Annotated in this window: 28 protein-coding genes, 2 tRNA genes and 2 pseudogenes; 22 read left to right on the top strand and 10 right to left on the bottom strand. The window is 50.3% G+C overall.

What is annotated here, in order from left to right:
• Positions 1–5 precede the first annotated feature (5 nt).
• Positions 6–155 (bottom strand): hypothetical protein, encoded by a 150-nt coding sequence (locus Pmgp_RS19545; protein WP_192902708.1) that lies wholly within the window; start codon positions 153–155, stop codon positions 6–8.
• A gap of 182 nt (positions 156–337) precedes the next feature.
• Between Pmgp_RS19545 and Pmgp_RS00705 the strand changes: the two genes are divergently transcribed.
• Positions 338–967, top strand: coding sequence for an SLBB domain-containing protein (locus tag Pmgp_RS00705; protein ID WP_134212040.1), 630 nt, complete (start codon positions 338–340; stop codon positions 965–967).
• Between the two features lie 403 nt (positions 968–1,370).
• Positions 1,371–1,447 (top strand) — tRNA-Arg (locus Pmgp_RS00710).
• A gap of 126 nt (positions 1,448–1,573) precedes the next feature.
• Here Pmgp_RS00710 and Pmgp_RS00715 read toward each other — a convergent pair.
• Positions 1,574–1,753, bottom strand: coding sequence for a hypothetical protein (locus Pmgp_RS00715; protein WP_134212041.1), 180 nt, complete (start codon positions 1,751–1,753; stop codon positions 1,574–1,576).
• A 20-nt stretch (positions 1,754–1,773) separates the two neighbouring features.
• On the opposite strand from Pmgp_RS00715, the pseudogene Pmgp_RS20750 reads away from it, so the two are divergent.
• Positions 1,774–1,959, top strand: a pseudogene (locus tag Pmgp_RS20750) (cold-shock protein); the annotation flags it as partial.
• Positions 1,959–2,084, top strand: coding sequence for a hypothetical protein (locus Pmgp_RS20475; RefSeq protein ID WP_282432850.1), 126 nt, complete (start codon positions 1,959–1,961; stop codon positions 2,082–2,084). The pseudogene Pmgp_RS20750 and the gene Pmgp_RS20475, both read left to right, overlap by 1 nt.
• A gap of 235 nt (positions 2,085–2,319) precedes the next feature.
• Here Pmgp_RS20475 and Pmgp_RS00725 read toward each other — a convergent pair whose 3' ends face one another.
• On the bottom strand, positions 2,320–2,640 hold the full coding sequence (locus Pmgp_RS00725) for a hypothetical protein (RefSeq protein WP_134212042.1): 321 nt from the start codon (positions 2,638–2,640) through the stop codon (positions 2,320–2,322).
• Positions 2,641–2,868: 228 nt separating this feature from the next.
• Here Pmgp_RS00725 and Pmgp_RS00730 point away from each other — a divergent pair, with 228 nt between their 5' ends.
• On the top strand, positions 2,869–3,054 hold the full coding sequence (locus Pmgp_RS00730; RefSeq protein WP_134212043.1) for a hypothetical protein: 186 nt from the start codon (positions 2,869–2,871) through the stop codon (positions 3,052–3,054).
• A 24-nt stretch (positions 3,055–3,078) separates the two neighbouring features.
• Here Pmgp_RS00730 and Pmgp_RS00735 read toward each other — a convergent pair whose 3' ends face one another.
• From Pmgp_RS00735 to Pmgp_RS19555, 4 genes are all read right to left on the bottom strand, one after another.
• Positions 3,079–3,420: a hypothetical protein gene (locus Pmgp_RS00735; protein ID WP_134212044.1), complete on the bottom strand. Its 342-nt coding sequence runs from the start codon at positions 3,418–3,420 to the stop codon at positions 3,079–3,081.
• Between the two features lie 119 nt (positions 3,421–3,539).
• Positions 3,540–4,190: a PAQR family membrane homeostasis protein TrhA gene (gene trhA, locus Pmgp_RS00740; RefSeq protein ID WP_134212045.1), complete on the bottom strand. Its 651-nt coding sequence runs from the start codon at positions 4,188–4,190 to the stop codon at positions 3,540–3,542.
• Positions 4,191–4,276: 86 nt separating this feature from the next.
• A complete protein-coding gene (locus Pmgp_RS19550; RefSeq protein WP_192902709.1) occupies positions 4,277–4,429 on the bottom strand; it encodes a hypothetical protein in 153 nt (50 codons plus the stop codon).
• Between the two features lie 27 nt (positions 4,430–4,456).
• Positions 4,457–4,606: a hypothetical protein gene (locus Pmgp_RS19555; RefSeq protein ID WP_192902710.1), complete on the bottom strand. Its 150-nt coding sequence runs from the start codon at positions 4,604–4,606 to the stop codon at positions 4,457–4,459.
• 184 nt (positions 4,607–4,790) lie between these two features.
• Between Pmgp_RS19555 and tadA the strand changes: the two genes are divergently transcribed.
• From tadA to Pmgp_RS00760, 4 genes are all read left to right on the top strand, one after another.
• Positions 4,791–5,297, top strand: coding sequence for a tRNA adenosine(34) deaminase TadA (tadA, locus tag Pmgp_RS00745; protein ID WP_207670217.1), 507 nt, complete (start codon positions 4,791–4,793; stop codon positions 5,295–5,297).
• A tRNA-Ser gene (locus tag Pmgp_RS00750) sits at positions 5,250–5,343 on the top strand. Before tadA ends, Pmgp_RS00750 begins: the two co-directional genes overlap by 48 nt.
• Before the next feature lie 508 nt (positions 5,344–5,851).
• Positions 5,852–6,733 (top strand): helix-turn-helix domain-containing protein, encoded by an 882-nt coding sequence (locus Pmgp_RS00755; protein WP_134212046.1) that lies wholly within the window; start codon positions 5,852–5,854, stop codon positions 6,731–6,733.
• A 145-nt stretch (positions 6,734–6,878) separates the two neighbouring features.
• The gene (locus tag Pmgp_RS00760) at positions 6,879–7,295 is read left to right on the top strand and encodes a fibronectin type III domain-containing protein (protein ID WP_134212047.1); all 417 of its coding nucleotides are present in this window, start codon (positions 6,879–6,881) and stop codon (positions 7,293–7,295) included.
• A 71-nt stretch (positions 7,296–7,366) separates the two neighbouring features.
• On the opposite strand, the gene Pmgp_RS00765 is transcribed toward Pmgp_RS00760, so the two are convergent.
• Positions 7,367–7,516 (bottom strand): aspartyl-phosphate phosphatase Spo0E family protein, encoded by a 150-nt coding sequence (locus Pmgp_RS00765; RefSeq protein ID WP_134212048.1) that lies wholly within the window; start codon positions 7,514–7,516, stop codon positions 7,367–7,369.
• A gap of 203 nt (positions 7,517–7,719) precedes the next feature.
• Here Pmgp_RS00765 and Pmgp_RS00770 point away from each other — a divergent pair, with 203 nt between their 5' ends.
• The 13 genes and pseudogenes from Pmgp_RS00770 (at position 7,720) to Pmgp_RS00830 (ending at position 20,478) form a co-directional block, all read left to right on the top strand.
• Positions 7,720–8,403 carry a response regulator transcription factor gene (locus Pmgp_RS00770; protein ID WP_134212049.1) on the top strand — a complete coding sequence of 228 codons (684 nt, stop codon included), beginning with the start codon at positions 7,720–7,722 and terminating at the stop codon, positions 8,401–8,403.
• Entirely contained in the window at positions 8,400–9,866 is a 1,467-nt protein-coding gene (locus Pmgp_RS00775) for a sensor histidine kinase (protein WP_134212050.1), read from the top strand. Before Pmgp_RS00770 ends, Pmgp_RS00775 begins: the two co-directional genes overlap by 4 nt.
• Before the next feature lie 258 nt (positions 9,867–10,124).
• Positions 10,125–11,528 (top strand): efflux RND transporter periplasmic adaptor subunit, encoded by a 1,404-nt coding sequence (locus Pmgp_RS00780; protein ID WP_134212051.1) that lies wholly within the window; start codon positions 10,125–10,127, stop codon positions 11,526–11,528.
• Between the two features lie 55 nt (positions 11,529–11,583).
• Positions 11,584–12,339, top strand: coding sequence for an ABC transporter ATP-binding protein (locus Pmgp_RS00785; protein ID WP_134212052.1), 756 nt, complete (start codon positions 11,584–11,586; stop codon positions 12,337–12,339).
• Positions 12,336–13,553: an ABC transporter permease gene (locus Pmgp_RS00790; protein ID WP_134212053.1), complete on the top strand. Its 1,218-nt coding sequence runs from the start codon at positions 12,336–12,338 to the stop codon at positions 13,551–13,553. Before Pmgp_RS00785 ends, Pmgp_RS00790 begins: the two co-directional genes overlap by 4 nt.
• Positions 13,554–13,873: 320 nt before the next feature.
• The gene (locus Pmgp_RS00795; RefSeq protein WP_427909996.1) at positions 13,874–16,072 is read left to right on the top strand and encodes an ArnT family glycosyltransferase; all 2,199 of its coding nucleotides are present in this window, start codon (positions 13,874–13,876) and stop codon (positions 16,070–16,072) included.
• 119 nt (positions 16,073–16,191) lie between these two features.
• On the top strand, positions 16,192–16,497 hold the full coding sequence (locus tag Pmgp_RS00800; protein ID WP_134212055.1) for a hypothetical protein: 306 nt from the start codon (positions 16,192–16,194) through the stop codon (positions 16,495–16,497).
• On the top strand, positions 16,487–16,900 hold the full coding sequence (locus Pmgp_RS00805; protein ID WP_205077896.1) for a GtrA family protein: 414 nt from the start codon (positions 16,487–16,489) through the stop codon (positions 16,898–16,900). Before Pmgp_RS00800 ends, Pmgp_RS00805 begins: the two co-directional genes overlap by 11 nt.
• Positions 16,900–16,989 (top strand): annotated as a pseudogene (locus tag Pmgp_RS00810) (UTP--glucose-1-phosphate uridylyltransferase); the annotation flags it as partial. The gene Pmgp_RS00805 and the pseudogene Pmgp_RS00810, both read left to right, overlap by 1 nt.
• 130 nt (positions 16,990–17,119) lie before the next feature.
• Entirely contained in the window at positions 17,120–17,524 is a 405-nt protein-coding gene (locus Pmgp_RS00815; RefSeq protein WP_134212056.1) for a PepSY-associated TM helix domain-containing protein, read from the top strand.
• A gap of 41 nt (positions 17,525–17,565) precedes the next feature.
• Positions 17,566–19,221 (top strand): glycosyltransferase 87 family protein, encoded by a 1,656-nt coding sequence (locus tag Pmgp_RS00820; RefSeq protein ID WP_134212057.1) that lies wholly within the window; start codon positions 17,566–17,568, stop codon positions 19,219–19,221.
• A 110-nt stretch (positions 19,222–19,331) separates the two neighbouring features.
• On the top strand, positions 19,332–19,745 hold the full coding sequence (locus tag Pmgp_RS00825; protein ID WP_134212058.1) for a hypothetical protein: 414 nt from the start codon (positions 19,332–19,334) through the stop codon (positions 19,743–19,745).
• 142 nt (positions 19,746–19,887) lie between these two features.
• Positions 19,888–20,478 carry a hypothetical protein gene (locus Pmgp_RS00830; protein ID WP_134212059.1) on the top strand — a complete coding sequence of 197 codons (591 nt, stop codon included), beginning with the start codon at positions 19,888–19,890 and terminating at the stop codon, positions 20,476–20,478.
• On the opposite strand, the gene hcp is transcribed toward Pmgp_RS00830, so the two are convergent.
• Both hcp and Pmgp_RS00840 read right to left on the bottom strand, forming a co-directional pair.
• Positions 20,389–21,942, bottom strand: coding sequence for a hydroxylamine reductase (gene hcp / locus Pmgp_RS00835; protein WP_134212060.1), 1,554 nt, complete (start codon positions 21,940–21,942; stop codon positions 20,389–20,391). The genes Pmgp_RS00830 and hcp overlap by 90 nt on opposite strands.
• 47 nt (positions 21,943–21,989) lie before the next feature.
• Entirely contained in the window at positions 21,990–22,703 is a 714-nt protein-coding gene (locus tag Pmgp_RS00840) for an ATP-binding protein (RefSeq protein ID WP_134212061.1), read from the bottom strand.
• Positions 22,704–22,729: the final 26 nt, after the last annotated feature.

Here is a 22,729-nt window from a genome sequence, read left to right on the forward strand (position 1 = left end):
CCGGGTTACTCGTCCCCGGGTTTTTTATAGTCGTTGCCTGTTTTTATTCTGCCGCCAAAAACCCTGTACCCGCTGAAATAATACCAGAAAAGCATGACCGCTACAGCCAGCACTAAAAATGCAACAGCTATGATGAAGCCAAGATTGTTATACAAATTTATTTTAAACAGCCTCCTGTCTTTGTAAAAAATGTGTGATTTTATTATCCCCTGGCGGCTTCTTTATATACGGGAGCTATCTGCCAAGTCTTCTCAGCCGTAAAGAAACACTTTTTGAGTAAAGCTCTTATTCTTTTCAGAAAAAAGGGGTTTTATTTAGAGTAGAGAATTTATAAACTATGATCAGGCCGGAAAGAGAACTAAGAACACTAAAAAGAAAAGAATTCTTGAGGAGAAAACAAATAGTCATATCTTTAATTATGGCTGTTATTTTTATTGGCGGGGGATACTGGTTAGGTCAGATCAAGGAAAAGGCTGCCGGCCAATTGAAAGAGGAGAGCAAAAACGGTAAACTGAATGTCCGTGTTTCAGGGGCTGTTTTGCAGCCGGGCACCTACCATACATCTCCCGGTTCGACAGTGTTGGAGGTTGTCTTTTTGGCCAGTCCAGCCGAAGAAGCTGATTTAGATGCTTTAAACCTTGCAGCCGAGGTTTACGACGGGCAAGAAATCATTGTCCCCCTCAAGCCGGCTGACCAGACCGGCCCGGCAGCAAATGAAAGCCAGCCTGTAAAACAGGGAGGTTCTGATTCTTCTGGAAGCCCAGGGCGAAATGTTTTTTCACCCCCATCGGGAACAAGCTCTAAAGGATCCGGCGCCACCGGCCAGAATGGTTCGAGCTCAGCAACACCCGCTCCTGCACAAGCACCCGCCCCCACCCCTGACACCGGGTCCAAATCACCGGTGTACGGCACGGAACAACAATCGGGTGTAAGTAGTAAGGTTTATGACAGTAAAAAGGGAAATTAGATCAAACAGATAATACTTATTTCATCTTAAAAAAGCCGTAGACTTTAGCGGATTACTGAAACATGTTTTTTGAAAAATTCCGGGAAATTTAAGGGTTTTTGTTGGAAAAAAATTAAACAATTTTAATTGTATTTTAATGGAATTTTAATTTTTCCACTGTACACTAATCAATAAATATATTCCGGAGGGGTTGTTAAGTGGTTAGTGTGCTCATTCTCGCCATCCTTGTAATAACTTTGGTAGGTATCCTGGGATCAGTTTTTTAGAAGCCACCAGAGTGCTTCGCAGCAGGAAGGGAACCGTGCAATTATTTGCAGGGTTCTTTATATTTGCCCCGGTATCCTTGACAAAGGATTCTCCACTCCGCTATACTATATCATGTTCCTATGTCCCAATTTAATGTGCGCCCGTAGCTCAGGCGGATAGAGCAGCGGTTTCCTAAACCGCGTGCCGGGGGTTCGAGTCCCTCCGGGCGCGCCAGAAAAAGTAAGCCCCGCAAGGTTTTGCGGGGTTGTTTGTTTTTAGGGGGAAGCAGTAAAATAATAAAAGTGTGCCAAAAGTGTGCCAAAGTTTTTAAAGAACTAATTTTTTAATAAAAACAGCATGCTAATTCGCCTGCTCATTTTGTTTCCTTGTGATATTTTGGTAAACCTGTTCAAGCCTGTCAGCCGCCTCTTTGTCGGCGCTCTTTAAGTAGTGGCCGTATAGGTCCATTGTGGTTGATATGTTGGCTAATTTCAGGCGGGCTTTGGCCTGTTCTTTTTTGAACTGCCTGAGTATATCCACCAGGAAAGGGGGGCTTCGGTTTTGTAGCAGTAGATGGGGGGCATAAAGAATGCTTCTTTCATCTCAGCGAACTGGTCAAGGTCCGCTTCGAAGACCTTGAAGAAGGAACCCCGGTAACTTTCGTTATTGGAGAAAGGCGCGGACGGGTTTGTTGCATGGACGTGCGCGTTATGCGCGAAGGTATTTCAGGGGGGTGTGATAACTGATGAAACTAACCCCGGAGCAGGAGAAGACCGCTGAGAGTATTGCGGAATGGAAGGATCGGCTGGTAAACATGGGCCAAGAGGCTTTTTTACACGGAATTATTTACACTCCCTTTGCTTTCGAGTAGACACGCCACAAGCCTTTTTAAGATCAGCAAATAATCCGGTAAGACCTTTGGTCAATCAATTACCTCACGTGTCTTAGAATCAATCCTGGCGTGTTTGGCTGCCCTTCCAGACCGCATATAGAACCCCTGTTTGGTGTGAGTGAAGTGGTTATCTTATGAAATCCGACATCGCTGTCGTATTTGATTGTCCGCCCGGCGAACGAACAAAAAACCCGGCGCTATGGCCGGGAGGTTATTATAGCGCTGTCTTTTTCTCCTGGACAGTGAGGCGGTTATCCAGCCTTAATATATCGTCCCACACAGCATGGACCTCTTTCTTGATGGTAGACACATCCTGCTGGAGTTTTCTTTGGCCCTTCTCCAACTTATCAAGACGCTTATTCACCTGCTGTAATTCCTGGTTGGCCTGCTGCTGGCCTGCTTCTAATGTGGATAGCCTTTCATTAATGGGTTTTAGTTCTTCTTGGACGATGGTCCGGACTTCTTGCCTGACCGTGTTCATTTCCTCCTGGATGACAGTGCGGAGCATGCTTACCAGTTCATTATTATCCGGCATGAATATCTCCTCCTCTTGGATATATTACCATAAATAAACGTAAGTTGAATAACCCAAATATCATACCTCACAGGAAATATTTTTTTGATTTATCCCTTTTCTGCCGGCAAACCTGCCAACGCTGGCATATTTGACCTGTCGTTATTTGCAGGGATAAATAAATTTGTCTGAGCTGGTTAAAATAAAAAAGTTATTGAGCGGAATGAACTAAAAAAGAAGGTGTGTAAATTGAAAAAAGAATTCGAGCCTAAAAAAATACCCGATAATCCTTTAACAGAAAACCCTTATGACTATAAAAAGACAAAGAAACAGTCCCTGCCCAAAGAAGATACTCATCCAGGCGCCGGCCTGCGGCAGCTTAATGGCAGGGCGGATGAAATCAATGCTAAAGCCCTGCTGGGTGAAAACGATTAGCTGTTGTTCAAATCCAACAAAGAATCACTTTTTTTTCTTAAAAAGCTTCTGCCACCAGGGGATGTGGACTTTATGCTGCTGCAAAAGCATTCTTGCCTGAATCCTCCGCATGGCCCGCGTTATTTCCCGGTCTCTCTCTTCTAATTTCTTTTCTAAAAGGGAGATACGGCTGTCAAGGGTATCTTCAAACATTTTCTGTGATATTTTCAAAAAGACACTGGCGGCATAAATGTCTATGGTCGGCACCACAGCTTTTAAAGAAACCTCTTCCGGCGCCGTGTTCGCGTTTGATACGAGCGCTTCTCCCGCTGGGTCATGCACTGCTTTTTTTTCGACCGGTATATTTAGCGGTACCATGTTTCCCACAAAAACATACCTCCTCTTTTTGCAATAAATATAAAGGTTCGCCGCCCATCTGGGAATTCCTTCCAGATAAACAAAAAAGACTGCGATTAGCGCAGCCTTTTTTAATATACCGGGCTGTTTTAAAGCGGGACAAAATAGCGGACCATCATGATGAAATGAATGATGCTTCCAGCCATGACAAACAGGTGAAATATTTCGTGGAAACCAAAACGGTTGGGAAACAGGTTGAAGCATTTGGTGGCGTAAATCACAGCTCCAACAGAATAAGCCACTCCGCCTATGAACATCAGGTAGACTGCCCCGGCAGGCAAGTTGCCGATCAGGTGTATAAAAGGCACCAGGGCTATCCAGCCCAAGGTCAGATAAAAGACAGTGGAAATATAGCGTGGGACCTGAATAAACCAAATCTTCATCAGAATGCCGGTAAAAGCCAGTGCCCAAACCGAGCTGAGCATGGCCCACCGCCACGTTCCCGTCAGCCCGTAATAAAACACGGGAGTGTAAGAACCTGCGATCAGCAGGTAGATGGCGATATGGTCCAGCTTTTTCAGGATTAAACTTTTACGCGGCGTTGTTTTTACCCAGTGGTAAACCGAACTCGCCCCGTACAGCAGAATAATGCTGACCCCGTAAACAGTCATGGTTATAAGCTTGGGGGTGTTGTACCTGGTCTTAATAACCAGAAAAACCAGGCCGCCAATGGACGCGAGCAGAGTGACGAAGTGGGTTAAGGTGTTTACCGGTTCCTTCATTCCCCAAAATCTTTTCATGTGCTTGGCCTTCCCGCAGGTTGGATTTATTAATATATCTTAAGTTTAGCACCAAAAGGAAAATTGATCCATAGGGGCTGCGTTAATTACTTGCTGCGCATCCGGCTGCTTCTAAAATAAAGGTACAGGATTGAAGAGACTGCCAATAAGATTACAATGGTCAGAAGCATGCCTATATTCTGATCCAAAGCCGGGTTACTGCGCCAGTCCGATGTGAAAAAGGGCAGCGCCAGGTACAATTCAGCAGCACCTCCTTGCAAAAATTTTCAGCTGGGGTCGACTTCATCAAATGATAAAGCTGTGACGCGGGTGAAGTTTCCTTTTTGCTTATCTTTTTTACTGGCGCTAAGTTCCAGTTTGGCATCATCTCCCGGGGCAAAGGAAGGTTCTTGGTCAGGCTTTTCTTTTTTTTGCATGGCGTTGCCTCCAATATTTATTTTTTCTGATTTACAAAAAGTGTTGCCCTTTAAATTAATTTTATGCCTGCTCTTATTCACTCCACCAGGCTTGACACGGTTTGACGGGTTGTGCTAAGCTAATAAGGCGCCGGGAACCGGTTAGCCGGTCTGCGGTGTCATTTTTAGTAAAGGGGCATACGTTGTGGACCACGCCGGATTCATGCGTGAAGCCCTGCTGGAAGCTGAAAAAGCTTACCGCCTGGGGGAAGTACCCGTTGGCGCAGTTGTGGCGCTGGGAGACGAAATTATCGGGCGGGGGCATAATTTGAGAGAAATTATGAAGGACAGCTCCGCCCACGCCGAAATGCTGGCCCTGCGGGAGGCAGCGGGTCGCCTGGGGGACTGGCGGCTCAGCGGGACTATAGTTTACTCTACCCTGGAGCCGTGCCCGATGTGTGCCGGGGCGCTGGTGCAGTTCAGGGTAAAAACGCTGGTTTACGGCGCCGCCGACCCGAAAGCCGGGGCGGTTGATTCAGTGATTGACGTGGTCAGGCAGCCGCGCTTTAACCACCAGGTTGAGGTTGTGGCCGGCGTACTGGAAGAGGAAAGCCGCAGCCTGCTGCAGCGGTTTTTCCGGGAATTAAGGGAAAAGAAAACAGCCGGAGAGATGGCCGAGCTGGTCGAAGGCGCTCGACTCGAAATCGAGTAGGCTGTGATGAGCGGTCTCAAGGGTTCGAATCCCTTTCTCTCCGCCAGAAATGATAAGAAACAAGGGCCTCTCACGTTTGATGGCGAGAAGCCCTTGTTGATTTTTGGGCGGATTTGTGGATGGCAGCCGACGGTTAAGTCGGCGGCTGCTGCCGGAAAGGAGTACTTGTTACAAGTTATAAAGAATATATAAATCAAAAAGTCAAGCCCGACCCCAACGACCAGTTGCAGGCTTTAAAAGCTTCGAAGGGTAGGAAATACCTTACGCGTACTGAGTTGCAGGGAGACGCGTTTTCAGTTTTCAAGGTCCTGAGGATTAGGCCGCCTTTACACATGCAGCCAGTTAATGCTCAGTGGCCAACATCCAGTAAATGGTAAAGTGTTGACAAACATCTTCTTTGTGCCTAAAAGTTCGGTATCTATGCAACTTCTCAGATTCGGGTTGTCAAATGTGAGTTAAACGCTTACTTGCGTCCGGTTTTTTAAGCTATGCTGGTATCACCCCAAATAGTATAATATAATATGTAAAACGAATTAATTCAGGGATGTTGGCTTATGATGGAACAACAATTAACAAAAATTCTGGGTGCGGTGCCTTTTCCTTTTTCCATATCTGACCAGGAAAAAACCGTACATGTATATTATAATTCTTCCATGGCAGTAATGGATACCAGACAAGAGGGTGTGGATTTCCCTCTGGATTCACATGAACATGCCAGTTATGAATTTTTCATGCCCATATCCTCTTTAGCGGTTATTAAGTTGGAAGAAGATATTTTTCCAGCGGAGTTTTGTAAAGTAATACCTATAAATGCCGAACAGACTCACGGCTCAGCCGGATATTACAAAAACTGCCGTTGCTTTGGTTGGCATATTGATGCTGACTTGATTAAAAGCCTGGCGGGTTCGATGTATGGTAAACCGCAAGTAACTTTCTCCAATGATTTTATCCGGGTTGGCAAAGAGGTTAATTTATTACTCCGCTGGTTTATGGAAGAATGCAAGAATAAGCAGGCGGGCAGCTGCTTTATCTTGGATGCGCTCGTTACTCAACTAACCATAACTCTTTTACGGCAGGTTAAAAACAGTTGTTCATACATGGCTGAAAAAAAGGTATTAAGCGCTAAGCCCAATATTGAACGGACTATTGAATATTTACATGACAGCTACCGGTCCCACTACTCCTTACAGGACGTAGCCCGCATTGCCAACATGAGCCCCTATCATTTCATACGGTTGTTTAAAAATCAGACCGGCAAAACACCTTATGCTTATTTATTGGATATAAAAATAGAAAGGGCCAAGGAATTGTTAAGAAGTAAAAAATATACGGTTACTGAGGTTTGTTTCTTGTGTGGATTTAATAATGTCAGCCACTTTGCTACGCTGTTTAAAAGAAAGGTGGGGGTGTCTCCGTCCGAATACAGCAGGCTATAAAAAAATTTGCAGGCAGGGACGGCAGTTGTGTGAGCCGTCCCTATTTATATTTAGCAATAAGAGAAAATAGTTTTGCAATATTTAAAAGCCAACCGGATATATGGATGCTACATTTAAAATAAGTAAACTGATAAGAGGTAATCTATTGAACAAGCGGTTTGTATCTATCCTGCTGGCTTTAATGCTGACGTTGGCGATGGCTTTACCGGCTATGGCGGATGAGGCCAGCACTATAACCCTGCAGGCTACACCCGGGACTGAATGTATTAATCTAAGTTGGACTCCGGCCCCCGAGACCAGTGGGCTTAGCGGTTATTATGTCTACCGCTCAACCCAACCAGGGTCTGCTTCGGGGACACCGGCTCATGACTTCTGGTTGACTACGACAACATTTACTGATCGTAACGTTGAAAAAGGGGTAATTTATTATTATACGGTGCGTCCGGTTTATGGTACAACTATTGGTTCTCCCTCTAATGGAGTGCTGCAATGGCCGGTATTTCAGGAGATCCCCTTGGTTGTTTTTTCTTACCTTTGGTATTCATTAGTGCAGCTGTATTAAAATTCGGGGTTGGTTTGAATATAATAGCCATTCCTGACCTCAGCAGCCCAGTTCATTAAGCACAGACCGCCTTACATGGCGGTCTTGTGATACAGAACAATCAGTTGGTCAAGATCTCGACTTATTGCCAACAAATCATCCGGGCTGCAGCCGTATTCAGATAATATGCCCATGACCCGCCGCAGCCTTTCAATCTCTGTAAGTATTTCCAGACCTGACATAAGGCCACCCCTTTTAGTGATTTAGTGAAAATATTCGCCATGCATATGTAAATTCCTGCACAATTATGGAATAATTATTCTAATCCTGGCATTAAATTTTTTAAATAAGCTGTTATTCAACAAATTTTCAGTTCTCACTCAGTAGGATTTCAGTTATAAACGGGATAATATTAACAAGACAACTGGAAGGTGGTTGTTCAGGAATGAAACAGTTAAAGGGCATCAAAATACTGCTGGTGGACGATGAGCCGAACATACTGGAGTTTTTGGAACTGGGCCTGCGGAACGAGGGGTTTGACGTGCAGACGGCCCAGGACGGCATGGCGGCTGTCACCATGATCAAGCAATTCCAGCCGCATGTGGTTATTCTCGATGTGATGATGCCCGGCATGGACGGCTTTGAAGTATGCCGGATGATCAAAAAATCGGAGAATGTGGCGGTAATCATGCTGACAGCCAAGGACGAGGTGGATGACCGGGTCAAGGGCCTTACACTCGGCGCTGATGATTACATGGTCAAGCCGTTCAGTTTCGAGGAACTGCTGGCGAGGATTTATGCCAGGATCCGCAATCAATTTCCCAACCTGTTCGGGGAAGTGGTAATCGGGCCGTTTCTTATCGACGACCGCCGCAAAGAAATCAAGCTTAATGACCGGGTGCTGGAACTGTCTCCCACAGAATACGAGCTGCTTAAATTTTTAGTTCTCAACCACGGGCTGGTTTTAAGCAAGACAATGATCCTGGATAAGGTCTGGGGCTACGATTTCGGGGGGGAGGACAACATCGTCGAGGTGTATATCCGCTCCCTGCGCGACAAGTTAAACGATAAGGACCACCAGCTGATCAGGACCCTGCGCGGAGCGGGATACCGGGTTGACCTGCCATGAACCGGAAGATAGCCCAAAGGTTCAAATCCTTTTTCGCCCCCAATTCACTCAGGATCCAACTGCTGTCCCGCTCGCTGCTGATCCTGGCTGTTCTGCTTGCGCTCATCGGCCTGTTTCAGTATGTTTTTATGCGGGATTTTATTTATAGAAATAAAGCTAACAGCATGCAGAGCCAGATCGCGTCCATTTCTCCCGCCGCCTGGCAGCGTTCCGGCACAGGTGCGGATGATATGCGCCAGGCGCGTTTATTTATTCCTGAGGCCGAGCTGGTGTTTATAGACCTGCAGGGCAACTATTCCGTGCTGTCCAGCGGGCATGGCGGCATAAATCCTCCCAGACTGGATGCGCAGGAGTACCTGGATGTGCTGGGAAAAAAACCTGGAGCGGAGCCGCGGTCCAAGCCGAGAATAAACTACAGAATTGTTGACTCCGGAGGATTAGAACAATTAGTAGTGTTGCAGCCGGTTTTTGATCACGGGCAGCTTCTCGGCCTCTTGCAGATAAGCACGTTGACCAGCCCGCTTAAAGAAGTGCTTTTCCGGCAATTGCTCATCTTTTTAGTCCTTTCCCTTATGGCCATGCTGATTGGCTTACTCGGCTTTTTACCTATCCTTAAAAGGACGCTGGACCCCTTATCCAACATGGTGGATACCGCCGGACAAATCGATGCGGGTAATTTGGCCAGGCGCTTTCCGACCCGGCAGGGTCAGGTGGAAATAGACCGTCTGGCGGAATCTTTTAACGGGATGCTGGAAAGGCTGGAAGCCTCTTTTGAAGCGGAGAGGGAGACCAAGGAACAGATGCGCCGCTTCATATCGGACGCCTCACACGAACTGCGCACGCCGTTAACCTCTATCCGCGGTTTTTTGGAGGTGCTGCTGCGCGGCGCGGCCAATCAGCCCGAACAGCTGCACAAGGCTTTAAAAAGCATGCACAGCGAATCAGTACGGCTTACTAAACTGGTGCACGACCTGCTGCTCCTGACCAAACTGGACCGCACCCCCCGCATCGAGCTTACAGAGGGCATGCTGGACACCGTGCTGCGGGACATGGAGCCGCAGCTGCGCATCCTGGCCGGCGGCAGGGAGCTAAGCATGTTGATTGAACCGGACCTGAAATGCAAATTTGATTCCGATAAAATAAAACAGGTGGTTTTGAATCTGTTTCATAACGCGGTGCAGCATACAGACCCGGAAAAGGGTTATATCAAAATAGCGCTGGTTAAAAAGGATAGTGGTGTGCAGCTGTCCGTACAAGACAATGGGCCCGGCATCAGTGAAAACCACCTGCCGCATGTCTTTGACCGCTTTTACCGCAGCGATTCCTCCCGGACCCGCAAATACGGCGGCGCCGGTTTGGGTCTGGCCATTACCAAAGCCATTGTTAATTCCCATGGAGGGACTATCAGCGTGGAAAGCAAAGAGGGAGAGGGTTGTACCTTTTATATATGGCTGCCCGAATAACCGGATGTTTTAAATAACAGATTGCCTTGACGGCGTTCACGCGCGTTTTTGCCCGCGCTGGACGCCTTTTATTATTGGTTTTTACTGTGTCCATGCCGCTGCTTTTTCAGCTTATGTTCAGTTTTCGTTAAGGGACAATTCAGGTAAAAGAGGTAATATTTTTAAGAGTGACGTGGTTGAAAGGAGGAAAAGGTTAATAAGACCGGATTAATGTCATCAGATAATGAGAATCAGCAAATACACCGAGGGGAATCAGTCATGCGCAAGATATTGAGCCCAGTCTTAACAAAACTTAATAAGCTTCCCGCGAAAAGAAAAAAAATACTTTTACTGGCAGTTGTAATTGTTATAGCAGGGGTTGCCGGCTACAACTTTTTATGGGGATCTAAAAAAACAGCGAGTAATTACATAACCAGCACCGTTAAAAAAGGTACAGTCGCCAATACCATTCCGGCGACCGGCACCATAGAGCCGGTAAGCACCGTTTCCTTAAGCTATGAAAACGCGGAAATCATCAAGAAGATATACGTCAAGGTCGGCGACCACGTGACCGCCGGGCAGCTCCTGGCTGAACAGGAGGAGGACGACCTGCAGGCGGAGGTGACCCAGAGCTCGGCCAGCCTGAAAAGCGCCAACGCCAAGCTGAACGACCTGCTGGACGGCGCGACCGAGGAAGAAATAATTAAAGCCGAGGCCAGTGTCAACACCGCCCAGTCGGCATATGACCAGGCCAAAGCCAACCTGGAGAGGTACCAACAGCTCTTTGACGCGGGCGTTATTTCCAAGGCCGACCTGGATTCGTACAACAACAGTTATATCAGCGCTGAGAGCAACCTGAGGCAGGCCAAGGCCTCGCTGCAGACGACCCTGAATGGCGCCACGGCGGCGGATATAGCCGCGGCGGAAGCCTCTGTGGAAAGCAGCAGCGCCCAGCTCAAGATGAAGGTGAAGAGCCTGGAGGGGGCCAAGATGACCAGCCCGATGAACGGTATCGTAAGCGCGATCAACGGGGGTGAAGGACAGCGGGCCACCGCCAACAACAACAGCACCAGCAGCGGCAGCGGGTTTATAACGCTTATTTCTGAAGCGCTGCAGGTGGAAGCCCAGGTTAACGAGGCTGACATCGGCAATTTGGCCATCGGCCAGACCGCTCAGCTGACGGTCAACTCATTCCCGAACAAAACCTTTACCGGCAAGGTCAGCAGCATCTCTCCCGTGGCAACCACGGTGTCAAACGTGCAGGTATATGACACAGTTATTCAACTGGATGAAAACCAGACCGGCCTGAAGGCCGGTATGCCCGCCACCATAACCATAATCGTTGAAAAGGCCGAAAATGTCCTTACCGTTCCCAAGGGCGCCGTCACCTATGCCGCCAAACAGGCGGGCGCGGGTAATAACGGCCCCGGCGGCGGCGCCAATGTCATTGTCATGGATAAATCGGGCAATATGACAACCAGAAAAGTGGTGCTGGGGCTTTCTGACTCAAGCAGCTACGAAGTTAAGGAAGGGCTTAATGAAGGTGAGACGGTGGTAATCGGCGTTGGCGGGACTGCCAGTAATACGGGCACGGGCTCAAGTTCAAGCAGCAGTAAGAGCAGCAGCAGCAACAATAAAAGCTCAGGCGGTTCACCTTTGATGGGAGGAGGGCCGCCGCGATAAGCTTGGCTTTAAATCCGCCTTACTCTGACGCAAAAATAACTTAGGATGGTGTGATATGTCCGGGAAAGCAGCAATCTTGATGGAAGACATCAAGAAAACATACGATATGGGAGAAACTCAAATCTTCGCCTTAAAGGGTGTCAGCTTAAACATACAGGAAGGCGAAATGGTTGCCATCATGGGTTCTTCCGGTTCGGGCAAAAGCACCCTGCTCAACCTGATCGGCTGTTTAGACAGGCCGACCGGGGGGACCTATTACCTGGACGGCGAGAATGTTTCTGATTTAGATAAAGATCAGCTGGCGGCAATCCGCAATAAAAGGCTTGGCTTCGTATTTCAGGGTTTTAATTTGCTGGGAAGAGTGTCCGTGCTGGCTAATGTTCAACTGCCGCTGGTCTATGCGGGCACAGGGAAAAAAGAGATGGAGGACAGGGCCAAAGAAGCTTTGGCCTGGGTGGGCCTGGCGAGTTATACCAGGCATTATCCCAGTCAAATGTCGGGCGGCCAGCAGCAAAGGGTGGCCATCGCCCGGGCACTGGTGAACAATCCTTCCCTGATCCTGGCGGACGAACCTACAGGCGCTCTTGATTCGAAAACAAGCATTGAGATAATTTCAGTAATTCAGAGGCTGAATATCGAAAAAGGCATTACTGTAGTGATGGTTACTCACGAAAAAGACATCGCCCTTTACTGCCGCCGCCTGATCAATTTAAAAGACGGCCGCATCATCGGCGACGAACCTGTGCTGAACCGCAGGGACGCTGCCCGGGACCTGTCGCTATTGGCGGAAGAAAGGGGGGCGGCGAGTTGAACTTTACAAACAATTATGAAGTGGCGCTGAACGGAATTAAAGCGAATAAAATGAGGTCTTCCCTGACCATGCTCGGCATTATCATCGGTGTCGCCGCCGTGATCATCATGATTTCGGTGGGGCAGGGCGCCAGCAAGAGGATTTCCGACCAGATTTCCAGCATGGGCTCGAACCTGCTCATGATTTACTCCGGGTCCAGCGGGGGGCCCATGCGGGGCGCTTCCGGCAGTGTCAACAGCCTAACCCTGGATGACGCCGAGGCTATAGGCGAACTGGACCAGGTGGCCAACTCGGTGCCGGAGCTGAGCACCAGCGGCAACGTGCAGTATGGAAACCAGACCTGGACCTCCACTGTGGACGGCACCACGCCGGAAATGCAGGAAATTAAACAATGGACGCTCAGTTCAGGCTCGTATTTCAGCGATGAAGACGTGACCAACGTAAGCATGGTGGCCGTCATAGGCAGCACAGTCGCGGAGAACCTTTTTTCGTCCGGGACCGACCCGGTGGGCCAAAGCATCACCATAAATAAACTGACCTTCAAAGTTGTCGGGGTGCTGAACTCCAAAGGCGCAGCCATGATGGGGCAGGACCAGGACGATATAATCTACGTGCCGATAACCACGGTGCAGCTGAGGATGGTCGGCTCAAAATATGTCCGGACCATCAACGTCCAGGCTGCGAGCGAGAACAGCATGTCCTACGTCCAAAGCAATGTGGAAGAACTTCTGCGGCAGCGGCACCGTATCAGCGATACGGAAGAAGATGACTTTAATGTGCGCAACCTGACTTCAGTGCTGGAGGCGATGGAAACAGCCACCGGCACCATGACCATGCTCCTGGCCAGCGTGGCTGCCGTATCCCTGCTGGTGGGCGGCATCGGGATCATGAATATCATGCTGGTTTCCGTCACGGAGAGGACCAGGGAGATTGGCCTGCGCATGGCGGTAGGGGCAACCGAAAGCAACATCCTCAACCAGTTCCTGGTGGAGTCCCTGGTGCTTTGCCTGGCGGGAGGCGTCCTGGGCATTCTCACCGGAGTGGTGGGCGCCAAATTAATTTCGAAATTTGCCGGGTGGAACACCTATATAACTATGTATTCGATTCTATTGTCAGCGGGCTTTTCCGCGGTCATCGGCGTTTTCTTCGGCTATTACCCCGCTAAAAAAGCGGCTGGCCTGGACCCCATTGAAGCTCTTCGCTTTGAAAAATAATTCATGAAACGTTCGGTGAAAAGCTCTCGAACGGTGAACAGTCTGTCAAATCAGTACAACTGATGCAGTAAAAAAGGAAAAGTTCATTGTTTTTGTCTGTTATGTTAAGGATGGCGGCATTTATTCCACAGTTTACACTGTGATATGAATGCCGTTTTTGCTCACCGGCGCATTTTCAGTGAGCTTTCAGCCAATATTCAATCAATGTTCAGTTGCGGTTAAGGGTTAATTCAGTTAATCAGGGTATTATTTATACCAGTAAAAAGAACTGAAGTCACAGGTTGTTTTCTGACAGGACATATGGAGGGGGGAACATGACCGTGGAACCGAAACAAGGTCAACGCTTCGATTTAATATTGCTGGGAAATGCCTTACTGGCCGCTTTTTTGAATATCTACAACATCTGGAATAACCTGTACGCCAACGCTTACTATACTACAGCCGTAACCAGTATGCTGCAGAACTGGCATGCTTTTTTCTACGCGTCTTTGGATCCGGGCGGATACGTTACGGTGGATAAACCACCGGTTACCTTCTGGGTCCAGACAGCCTTCGCCTATGTCTTCGGCGTGCACGGGTGGAGCGTAATCCTCCCGCAGGCTCTGGCCGGCGTTGGTTCCGTGCTGCTGATGTATGTCCTGGTCAAGCCCACTTTCGGCAGGACAGCGGCCCGCCTGGCGAGCCTGGTTATGGCCTGCACCCCGGTCGCTGTCGCGGTGAGCCGGACCAACAATATTGACAGCTTACTGGTATTTACGCTCCTGCTGGCCACCTTCCTGCTGCTGCGGGGGATCAGCAGCAGGAAGGCATGGTGGGTTCTCGGCGCCTTTGCCGTAATCGGTGTGGGCTTTAATATGAAAATGCTGCAGGCTTACATGGTAGTGCCGGCTTTTTACCTGTTCTACCTGCTGGCTTTCAAAGGTGAATGGAAAAAGAAACTGGCCGTCCTTGCCGCGGCAACGGTTGTTCTGGTTGGGGTCAGCGTTTCCTGGGCGGTCGCGGTCGATTTGGTTCCGGAGGAAAACCGGCCCTACATCGGGGGCAGTCAGACCAACTCAGTACTGGAGCTGGCTTTCGGCTACAACGGCATAGCCCGCCTGAAAGGCATGGGCAGGGGAGACGGCGGCCCGGGCGCAGCGCCGGATGCGCGGCAAAATCAACAGAATGAGGCTTCCCGCACGGAGCGGGAACAGGCTCAACAGACCCAGCAGGATGAGAGAAATAGAGCACAGCAGCAAATGCCGCAGGAAGGTACCAATAACACGTCCAACCAGCAGCAGATGCCGCCTGATGGAAACAATAACATACCCAACGAGCAGCAGGCGCCGCAGGGCGGAAGTAATATGCCCGGCCAGCCGCCGGCCGGCTACAATATGGCGGGCGGCTACGACCCGCGGGCTGAAGGAAGGCAGGGTCAGATGCCCAACCCCGGCGGGGACGGACCCCAGGGAGCCCGGGGCGGCGGTATGTTCAACACCGGCAACGCCGGCCCGCTGCGCCTGTTCCAGTCGGAACTTTCCGGCCAGATCAGCTGGCTGCTGCCCTTTGCAGCCTTCGCCTGTGTTGGTTTGCTGGCGGGGATGCGCAGGAGACAGCCTCTCACCGCCAAACAAAATGAGACTCTCTTCTGGCTGGCCTGGCTGCTCCCGGGTATGGCGTTTTTCAGCGTGGCAGGCTTCTTCCATCAATACTACCTGATTATGCTCGCCCCCCCGATCGCCGCGCTGGCAGGAGCGGGCTGGGTTGAGCTTTGGAACCAGTATCGCGGCAGGGAAGACTGGAAAATGTGGCTGCTGCCTTCAGCTGTTCTTGCCGCCACGGCATTCCAACTCTATATACTGTATCCCTACCAGAGGACGATCGGCACCGGCTGGTCCGCCGGCATCGGGGCTGCGGGAGTTGGGCTGGCGCTGGTGTTGTACCTGGCCGCTAGAAAACAGAAACTGGTTGCGGCGGCGGCAGCAGCGGGCATGCTGGTATTGCTCGCCGCGCCGTTGTACTGGTCGGCAACGCCTATTTTGTACGGCGACAACAGCCAGCTGCCGGCGGCCGGGCCGGGCCAGATGGGCCCCGGCGGCCAGAGACAGGGCAGAGGCGGCGGCATTAGCTCCGTTGTTGATACCAAGCTGTATCAATATGTAAAAAGTAATAATACCGGGGAGACTTACCTGTTTGCCACCAGCGACACCGGCACGGCCGAATCATATATCATACAAACCGGTGAGGCTGTCATGCCCATGGGCGGGTTTAACGGTTCCGACCAGATCCTGACGGTGGAGAAACTGGAAAGGCTGGTGGCGGAAAAGAAAGTGAAGTTTTTCCTGATCGGCTCCGGCGGCGGGGGCGGCGATAGGGGCGGCTCCAGCGAGGTGACGGACTGGATTCGCGCCAACAGCACAGAGGTCCCCAAAGAAGAGTGGCAGGACAGCTCTTCTGTCCAGGGCGGCCCGCAGGGAAGCCCTCAGGGTGGCCCGATGGGCGGGGGCAACGACAGGACATTATATAAAGTCAACGTGTAACCATTTTCATTGAATTCATTGTGTCGCTCAGCCAAAAAATTAACGGGGATGAGAAGTGATGAAAAGAAAAATCCGGTACTCCATAGTCATTCCGGTCTATAACGAAGAGGCGGTCATAAATGAAACCTACCTATAAACCTTTAAAATTGTCCACTTATCTGGGTTTTGCGGTCACACTGGCAAGTTTTGTCTACCTGGCCATCTCACTGGGGCAGAGATTGTTCACCGCCAATACAGCTGCCGGGTCGCCGCTTATGGCCTGTCTGGTGCTGCTTAACGGCGTAACCCTGATCATCCTGGGGATCGTCGGAGAGTATATCGGCAGAATATACGACGAAACAAAAAACCGTCCTTTATACATTCTCCGCGGCAGGACCGGGGAGGAGCAGGCCAGGTCCAAAGGGGTGATCTGGAGTGTCCGGTAATAAGCACAGTATCATACAGATTCTGCGTTTCTGTGCTGTGGGGCTGGGCAACACGGCAGTCGACTTCACCATGTTTTTTATCCTGACCATGGGCGGGGTGCCGTACCTGCCGGCCCAGGTGCTGGCTTACGGAGCCGGTGTGGTGAACAGTTACTTTTTCAACCGGGTGTGGACATTCAGGGTGGCGCGCAAAAGCAGCCTGCCGGAATTTGCCGGCTTTGTCACCGTAAACGTGCTTTCCCTGCTGATGTCAGCCGGCCTGCTGTTTATCCTGCATGATGTGAATCATCTGAGTCTTTGGCCCAGCAAGATATTGGCCACGGGCGTAAGCGTTTTTGTGAACTATATGGGCAGCAGGCTTTGGGTATTCGCCGAAAACCAGAGAGCCAGGGGTGAAGTTTAATGAAAATAAAAAAAGCGGTCATTCCCGCGGCGGGGCTGGGCACGAGGTTTTTGCCGGCCACCAAGTCCCAGCCCAAAGAAATGCTGCCGTGCTGCTTGGGGATGAAGAAAAACAACTCAGCAGGCATACAGGCAGTTAAAACAATGAAAGTTTGGAGGAGGTGAATGATGTGCTTGGATAATAGATGGTTATTACTAATATAGTTACCAGGAGGAGATCATGAAAAAAATTCGCAATCTTCACTTGTGGATTGGTTTGTTTACTTCTTTATTGATACTCATAGAGGCCGTCACAGGTCTTTTGATGGTGGAACCCTGGCTTATGGGCGCCGGCAAGCCGGCGGCGGAACAGCGGGTAATGCTTGAAGGGCAGGCCCCGGGCGGTGCCGCCGCAAAAGGGGGAGCGCCAGCGGAGGGGGTGCAAGCAGGCAAGCAGTTTAACCCTAACGGCCAGGGAAGCAGTATCACGGCATTTGTGAAAAACCTGCACGCCGGCAGGATCGGCGGCGCTGATGTGTCAATTTTACTGGATATGGCGGCGCTTGGCTTGATTATCATGACAGTAACCGGGATGGTGCTCACAGTAAAGGCCTTAAAAAGGCAGAGGGCCAAGCCCGTAAGATAAACACGCGGCGGGGACTGCGGGACGTTTGAAAGGAGCGCGAAATGGCGGTTTTTAAGAAACATGCAGTTACTATATGCTTGGTGTTAATAATTTTAGCCGCGGCAGCTTTATGTGTTTATGCCATTGCGAATTATCATGGCAGTACCGCCCAGTCCCAAAACTTGGACGCGCCCCGCGGTACCCTGCAAGGTGAAAGAAACCGCCCGGGTGAGCTGCCGGAACAGGCACAGGGCGCGAGAAGACAGGTGGATAATGCCAATCAAACACCGGGCGGCCAGGCTGCGGACCCGGCCCAGCGGCAAAGAAACCGGCAGCCTGACGCGGCTAGCCAACCAGGCGGTCAGCTGCCCGGCCAAGATGCTGGTCAGCAGGCGGGGCCCGCCGGCGGGCGCGGGTTTGGGGGAATAAACAGTGCGGCGGCTAAATATGCCCCGTATCTGCTGGGCTGCTCTGCAGGGTTCTTATTTGTATTTGTGGCGGCTTACTGGCTTCTAAACCGTAAAAAATTAAAAATTGAGCCCGGCCATGTGAAAATATTGATGCTGACCCTGCTTGTCGCCGGGCTGCTTTTACGGGTTGCCGCCGCCACACTGATGGACGGGCATAATGATATCAATATCTTTAAGGGCTGGGCTTCCGCCGCGGCCAATAACCTGATGCAATTTTACGCCGGTTCCCGGACGAGCGACTACCCGCCATTATATATCTATATTTTATATTTAATCGGCAAGATCGCCGCCCTCCCCGCGGTGAGTCCATATTACACGATACTATTGAAACTGCCGTCAATGGCGGCTGATATTGTCACGTCATACCTGATTTACAGGCTGGCCGGGAAATACCTGAGCCTGGAAACCAGCGTTCTGTTAGCAGCTTTTTATGTTTTCAACCCGGCTGTTTTTATTAATTCGACATTCTGGGGGCAGGTGGACTCGTTCTTCACCATGATAATTGTGACGGCGGTTTACCTGTTGTCGGAAAATAGAATTGGGCTTTCCGCAGTCATGTTTACAGCCGCGGTATTGATGAAACCCCAGGGTATTATCTTTCTTCCGGTGCTTTTCTTTGAGCTGGTCAGGCAGAAAAGCTTTAAAAACTTTCTTAAAGCGGCAGTATGGGCTTTATGTACCGCCGTGGTCATTATACTGCCATTTGCCTACAGCAAAGGTGCGCTGTGGATTTACAATCTTTTTGCCAAAACCACAGCCGAGTACCCCTATGCCGCTGTAAACGCTTTTAACCTTTTTGGTTTGCTCGGAAAAAATTATGTCAGGGACGCCACTGCCCAGTTTTTATTCAGCTATCACAGCTGGGGGATGATTTTCATTGTCCTGACCACCTTGCTGGCATGGTTTATCTACATTAAGGGAAACAGCAGAGTCTTTGCCTCAGCCGCGGGCCTGCTGCTGATTACAGGGGTATTTAATTTATCCACCAGGATGCACGAGAGATACCTTTTCCCGGCTGTCGCCCTGTCGATTTTAGCTTTCATTTATCTTAAGGATAAAAGGCTGCTGGTTTTATCCGCCGGGTTCAGCACGACCGTCTATCTCAACACCCATTTTGTACTCTTTAAAACCAGCGGCATGAATGCGGTGACTTACGGCCCTGCGCTGGTAATCACCTCGCTGCTGAATGTAATGTTGCTTATCTACCTGGTTAAAGTTTTATTCGATATTGCTGTCAGGAAAATTTAACACCCCTGAAGATATTATAAAAAATTTAATAAATTTTTTATAATATCTTTAAAAGCAGTTTAAAAATTTCTTTTAAAATGACCTCACTACAAACAAGGAGGTTGTTTTTAATGAGCAAGATCAAGGTTTTGTATGATGTGGTCGCGGCTATTAAAGAGAAAGAGTCTTGCAGCGGAAATCTTAACGTGGAGGCAAAAAGGGACGGAGTTAAAATCTTCGGACTGAGCAATGATTTCGAGAAAAACCTGGGAGAAGGCAAAACAAAGGCAAAGATTTCCCTGGAGGTTGATTGCGAGGGGAAGAAAGTCAAGCATGAAAGCAGTACTGAATTTGCATGCGCAGAAGCACACGCTGACAGGCGGCATGATATCCTGCGGCACATGATTTCTCACCATCACCGCGGCCACCATTTTAGCCACGCTCCAGTGGATGATTGCCATGCGGGCAGGCGCTGCGGGTTCAAGGAAAAGCTCGATAAGCTGGCGTTTATGACCTGTGAGGGAAAGACGCGCACGTGTTATTAATGAATTGAAAACAGCGCCAGCAGCACTTGGGTTATAATAAAAAAAAATCATGAAAGGATAACCATTATACTGGGAAGAATAGAAAAAACCAAGGCAGTACTGGAAAGAAAAAGGATTGAAACGCGGCAAGGATGATTGCTATATGGATAAGCGTGATAAATTCAAGAAAATTTTTCACGAACTAAGATGCCACCACAAAAGTCATGAAGAATATAAACACATCTGTGACAGATTTGAGCAGCACCGGATGTACCGCCGGGAATTTCACCGCATGCACAGATCTATGAGGTATTTTCGCCCCTTCGCTTTATTGTTGAACGCGCTGATCATCTATTTGTTGTTTAAACTCACAGGTATGAAAACTTTTGTGTTCATTATCGCTGCTCTCCTCGTCGCGAAGGAAATTGTTCAGGTTTTGTTTTTAATCAGGTTGGAAAAGCGCGTTTTTAAACCGATTGAAGAGTTGAAAAACGGGGTGGAGGAGCTTATAATTGTGGGTGCGAATTTATTCGCACAATGCTGCATTTTATCGAAAATAAATTCGGCGCCAGCGCGCCTTGTTCGATTGCAATCGAACCTATGGCTTTATAAACAACCGGGAGCCGGAGAAGTTTTCTCCGGCTCCGGTTGTAAATTGCTTTTATTAACCAAGGATGGCCTTCAGGTCCGCGTCAGGTGTGCTGATTGGCTTGATGTTGAATTGCTCGACCAGCGCGTTGAGCACGTTCGGTGAGATAAACGCCGGCAGGGTTGGGCCAAGGTAAATATTTTTGATGCCCAGCGACAGCAGCGTCAGCAGGATAGCCACCGCTTTCTGCTCGTACCAGGAGATGACCAGCGTCAGGGGCAGGTTGTTGACCCCGCAGTTGAAGGCGCCGGCCAGGGCCACCGCCACCTGGACGGCGGAATAGGCGTCATTGCACTGGCCCATGTCCATGATGCGCGGCAGGCCGCCGATTTCACCGGTGTTGAGGTCGTTAAAGCGGTATTTGCCGCAGGCCAAAGTAAGGACGACAGTGTCTTTAGGTGTCTTTTTGACAAAATCGGTGTAGTAGTTTCTGCCCATCTTGGCGCCGTCGCAGCCGCCGACCAGGAAAAAGTGTTTGATGGCGCCGGCATTGACTGCTTCGATAACCTTTTCGGCAACTCCAAGCACAGTATTGCGGGCGAACCCGGTCATAAGCTCAGTGCCGCCGTTAATGCCTGTAAATGTCCTGTCCTCCTGCCAGCCGCCGAGTTCGAGGGCTTTGTTGATGACAGGGGTGAAATCCTTGGTTCCGTTTTCCCCGCTGATGTGTATAAGGCCGGGATAGCCGACGGCGTCAGTGGTGAAAAGTCGGTCCGCGTAAGAAGCCCTGGGCGGCATCAGGCAGTTGGTTGTATAGAGAACAGGCGCCGGTATGCCGTCGAATTCTTTTTGCTGGTTCTGCCAGGCCGTGCCGAAATTGCCTTTCAGGTGCGGGTATTTCTTCAGTTCCGGATAGCCGTGGGCGGGCAGCATTTCCCCGTGGGTGTAGATATTAATGCCCTTGCCCTCGGTTTGCTCAAGCAGTTGTTTCAAGTCATACAGGTCGTGGCCTGTAATTACGATGAACGGCCCTTTTTCAACGGAAGTTGGGACCTTCACCGGAACAGGGTGGCCGTAAGCTGAAGTGTTGGCCTCATCCAGCAGGGCCAGGCACTTGAGGTTGACTTGACCAAACTCCATCAGCAGGCCCAGCCACTCCTCAACAGAATGGTCTTCGCCGACAGCGCGCAAACCTTTGTAGAGCCAGGCAGTGACTTCATCGTCCTTTTTGCCCAGCAGCCAGGCGTGCCTGGCGTATGCCGCCATACCGCGCAGCCCGAGCAGCAGGGTGGAGCGAAGGGACACCACGTCCTGGTCTCCCTGCCAGAGGGTCTCCCAGTCCAGGTCGGCCGCCCCGCCCAGCTTTGCTTTGGCGGCCTCGACCTGGCTTTTGAACTCGTCAATTCGCACAGCGTCGAAATTAACATTGGTGAGTGTGGCGAATAGCGCCTTCATCACCAGCCCGCCGGTCGCCTCGTCCGGGGTCTTCCCCTGAGCGGCCCGGGCCAGCCCGACCAGGGCGCAGGTCAGCTGGTCCTGCTTGTCGGCCACCTCCGGCTGCTTGCCGCACACGCCTACTTTAGTGCAGCCTTTACCGCCCGCTGTTTGCTCACATTGAAAACAAAACATGATCAAATCCCTCCTTTGGTATTCACTGGTATTTAATAGGGTTTAGCCTAATCTTCCGCAATTCTCCCGTCGGTGGTTACAGTAACCACGCGCCACGGTATCATTTTCCCGCTGTTAGTTAGGGCCTGTTTTACCGCGTTGACAATACCGCCGCAGCAGGGTACTTCCATACGAAGCACGGTGAAGCTTTTGATCTCGTGCGCCTGCAATATGCCTGTCAACTTTTCGGCGTAGTCTACATTATCAAGCTTCGGACAGCCGATCAAGGTGATTTTATTGCGCATGAATTCATTGTGGACATTGGCATAGGCGTAGGCTGTGCAGTCGGCGGCCACCAGCAGGTGCGCATGATCAAAGTAAGGAGCGTTTACAGGCGCCAGCTTAATCTGACAGGGCCACTGGCGCAGTTGTGATGCCGCCGGGGCAAATCCCTGCGCAGGCGCAGCTGTCTCTTTCCTTTCGATGGCCCGGGCCTGGGCGCCAGGGCAGCCGCAGGCCAGTTTTTCGGCCACCGGTTTTTGATGTTCTGCCATGTGCTTTTTAACAGACTCCTCATCAAAAGCATCGGCTTCGCGCTCCTCAATGGTGATGGCTCCGGCCGGACATTCCGGCAGGCAGGCGCCAAGGCCGTCGCAGTAGCTTTCAGACACAAGCTCCGCTTTGCCGTTGATAAGCTGCAGGGCTCCTTCGTGACAGGCTTCTACGCAAAGGCCGCAGCCGTCGCATTTCTCCCGGTCAATCCTGACAATTTTTCTGATCACTTCCAGCGACCCCCTTTATAATGTTT

The sequence above is a fragment of the Pelotomaculum propionicicum genome, assembly GCF_004369225.1.
GTDB lineage: Bacteria > Bacillota > Desulfotomaculia > Desulfotomaculales > Pelotomaculaceae > Pelotomaculum_B > Pelotomaculum_B propionicicum.

Bases quoted from the DNA above. Each gene is read 5' to 3' on its own strand.
- Pmgp_RS00705 (WP_134212040.1), top strand. From the start codon at position 338: ATGATCAGGCCGGAAAGAGAACTAAGAACACTAAAAAGAAAAGAATTC.
- Pmgp_RS20475 (WP_282432850.1), top strand. From the start codon at position 1,959: ATGAAACTAACCCCGGAGCAGGAGAAGACCGCTGAGAGTATTGCGGAA.
- Pmgp_RS00725 (WP_134212042.1), bottom strand. From the start codon at position 2,640: ATGCCGGATAATAATGAACTGGTAAGCATGCTCCGCACTGTCATCCAG.
- trhA (WP_134212045.1), bottom strand. From the start codon at position 4,190: ATGAAAAGATTTTGGGGAATGAAGGAACCGGTAAACACCTTAACCCAC.
- Pmgp_RS19555 (WP_192902710.1), bottom strand. From the start codon at position 4,606: ATGCAAAAAAAAGAAAAGCCTGACCAAGAACCTTCCTTTGCCCCGGGA.
- Pmgp_RS00755 (WP_134212046.1), top strand. From the start codon at position 5,852: ATGATGGAACAACAATTAACAAAAATTCTGGGTGCGGTGCCTTTTCCT.
- Pmgp_RS00765 (WP_134212048.1), bottom strand. From the start codon at position 7,516: ATGTCAGGTCTGGAAATACTTACAGAGATTGAAAGGCTGCGGCGGGTC.
- Pmgp_RS00770 (WP_134212049.1), top strand. From the start codon at position 7,720: ATGAAACAGTTAAAGGGCATCAAAATACTGCTGGTGGACGATGAGCCG.
- Pmgp_RS00775 (WP_134212050.1), top strand. From the start codon at position 8,400: ATGAACCGGAAGATAGCCCAAAGGTTCAAATCCTTTTTCGCCCCCAAT.
- Pmgp_RS00780 (WP_134212051.1), top strand. From the start codon at position 10,125: ATGCGCAAGATATTGAGCCCAGTCTTAACAAAACTTAATAAGCTTCCC.
- Pmgp_RS00785 (WP_134212052.1), top strand. From the start codon at position 11,584: ATGTCCGGGAAAGCAGCAATCTTGATGGAAGACATCAAGAAAACATAC.
- Pmgp_RS00800 (WP_134212055.1), top strand. From the start codon at position 16,192: ATGAAACCTACCTATAAACCTTTAAAATTGTCCACTTATCTGGGTTTT.
- Pmgp_RS00815 (WP_134212056.1), top strand. From the start codon at position 17,120: ATGAAAAAAATTCGCAATCTTCACTTGTGGATTGGTTTGTTTACTTCT.
- Pmgp_RS00820 (WP_134212057.1), top strand. From the start codon at position 17,566: ATGGCGGTTTTTAAGAAACATGCAGTTACTATATGCTTGGTGTTAATA.
- Pmgp_RS00825 (WP_134212058.1), top strand. From the start codon at position 19,332: ATGAGCAAGATCAAGGTTTTGTATGATGTGGTCGCGGCTATTAAAGAG.
- Pmgp_RS00830 (WP_134212059.1), top strand. From the start codon at position 19,888: ATGGATAAGCGTGATAAATTCAAGAAAATTTTTCACGAACTAAGATGC.
- hcp (WP_134212060.1), bottom strand. From the start codon at position 21,942: ATGTTTTGTTTTCAATGTGAGCAAACAGCGGGCGGTAAAGGCTGCACT.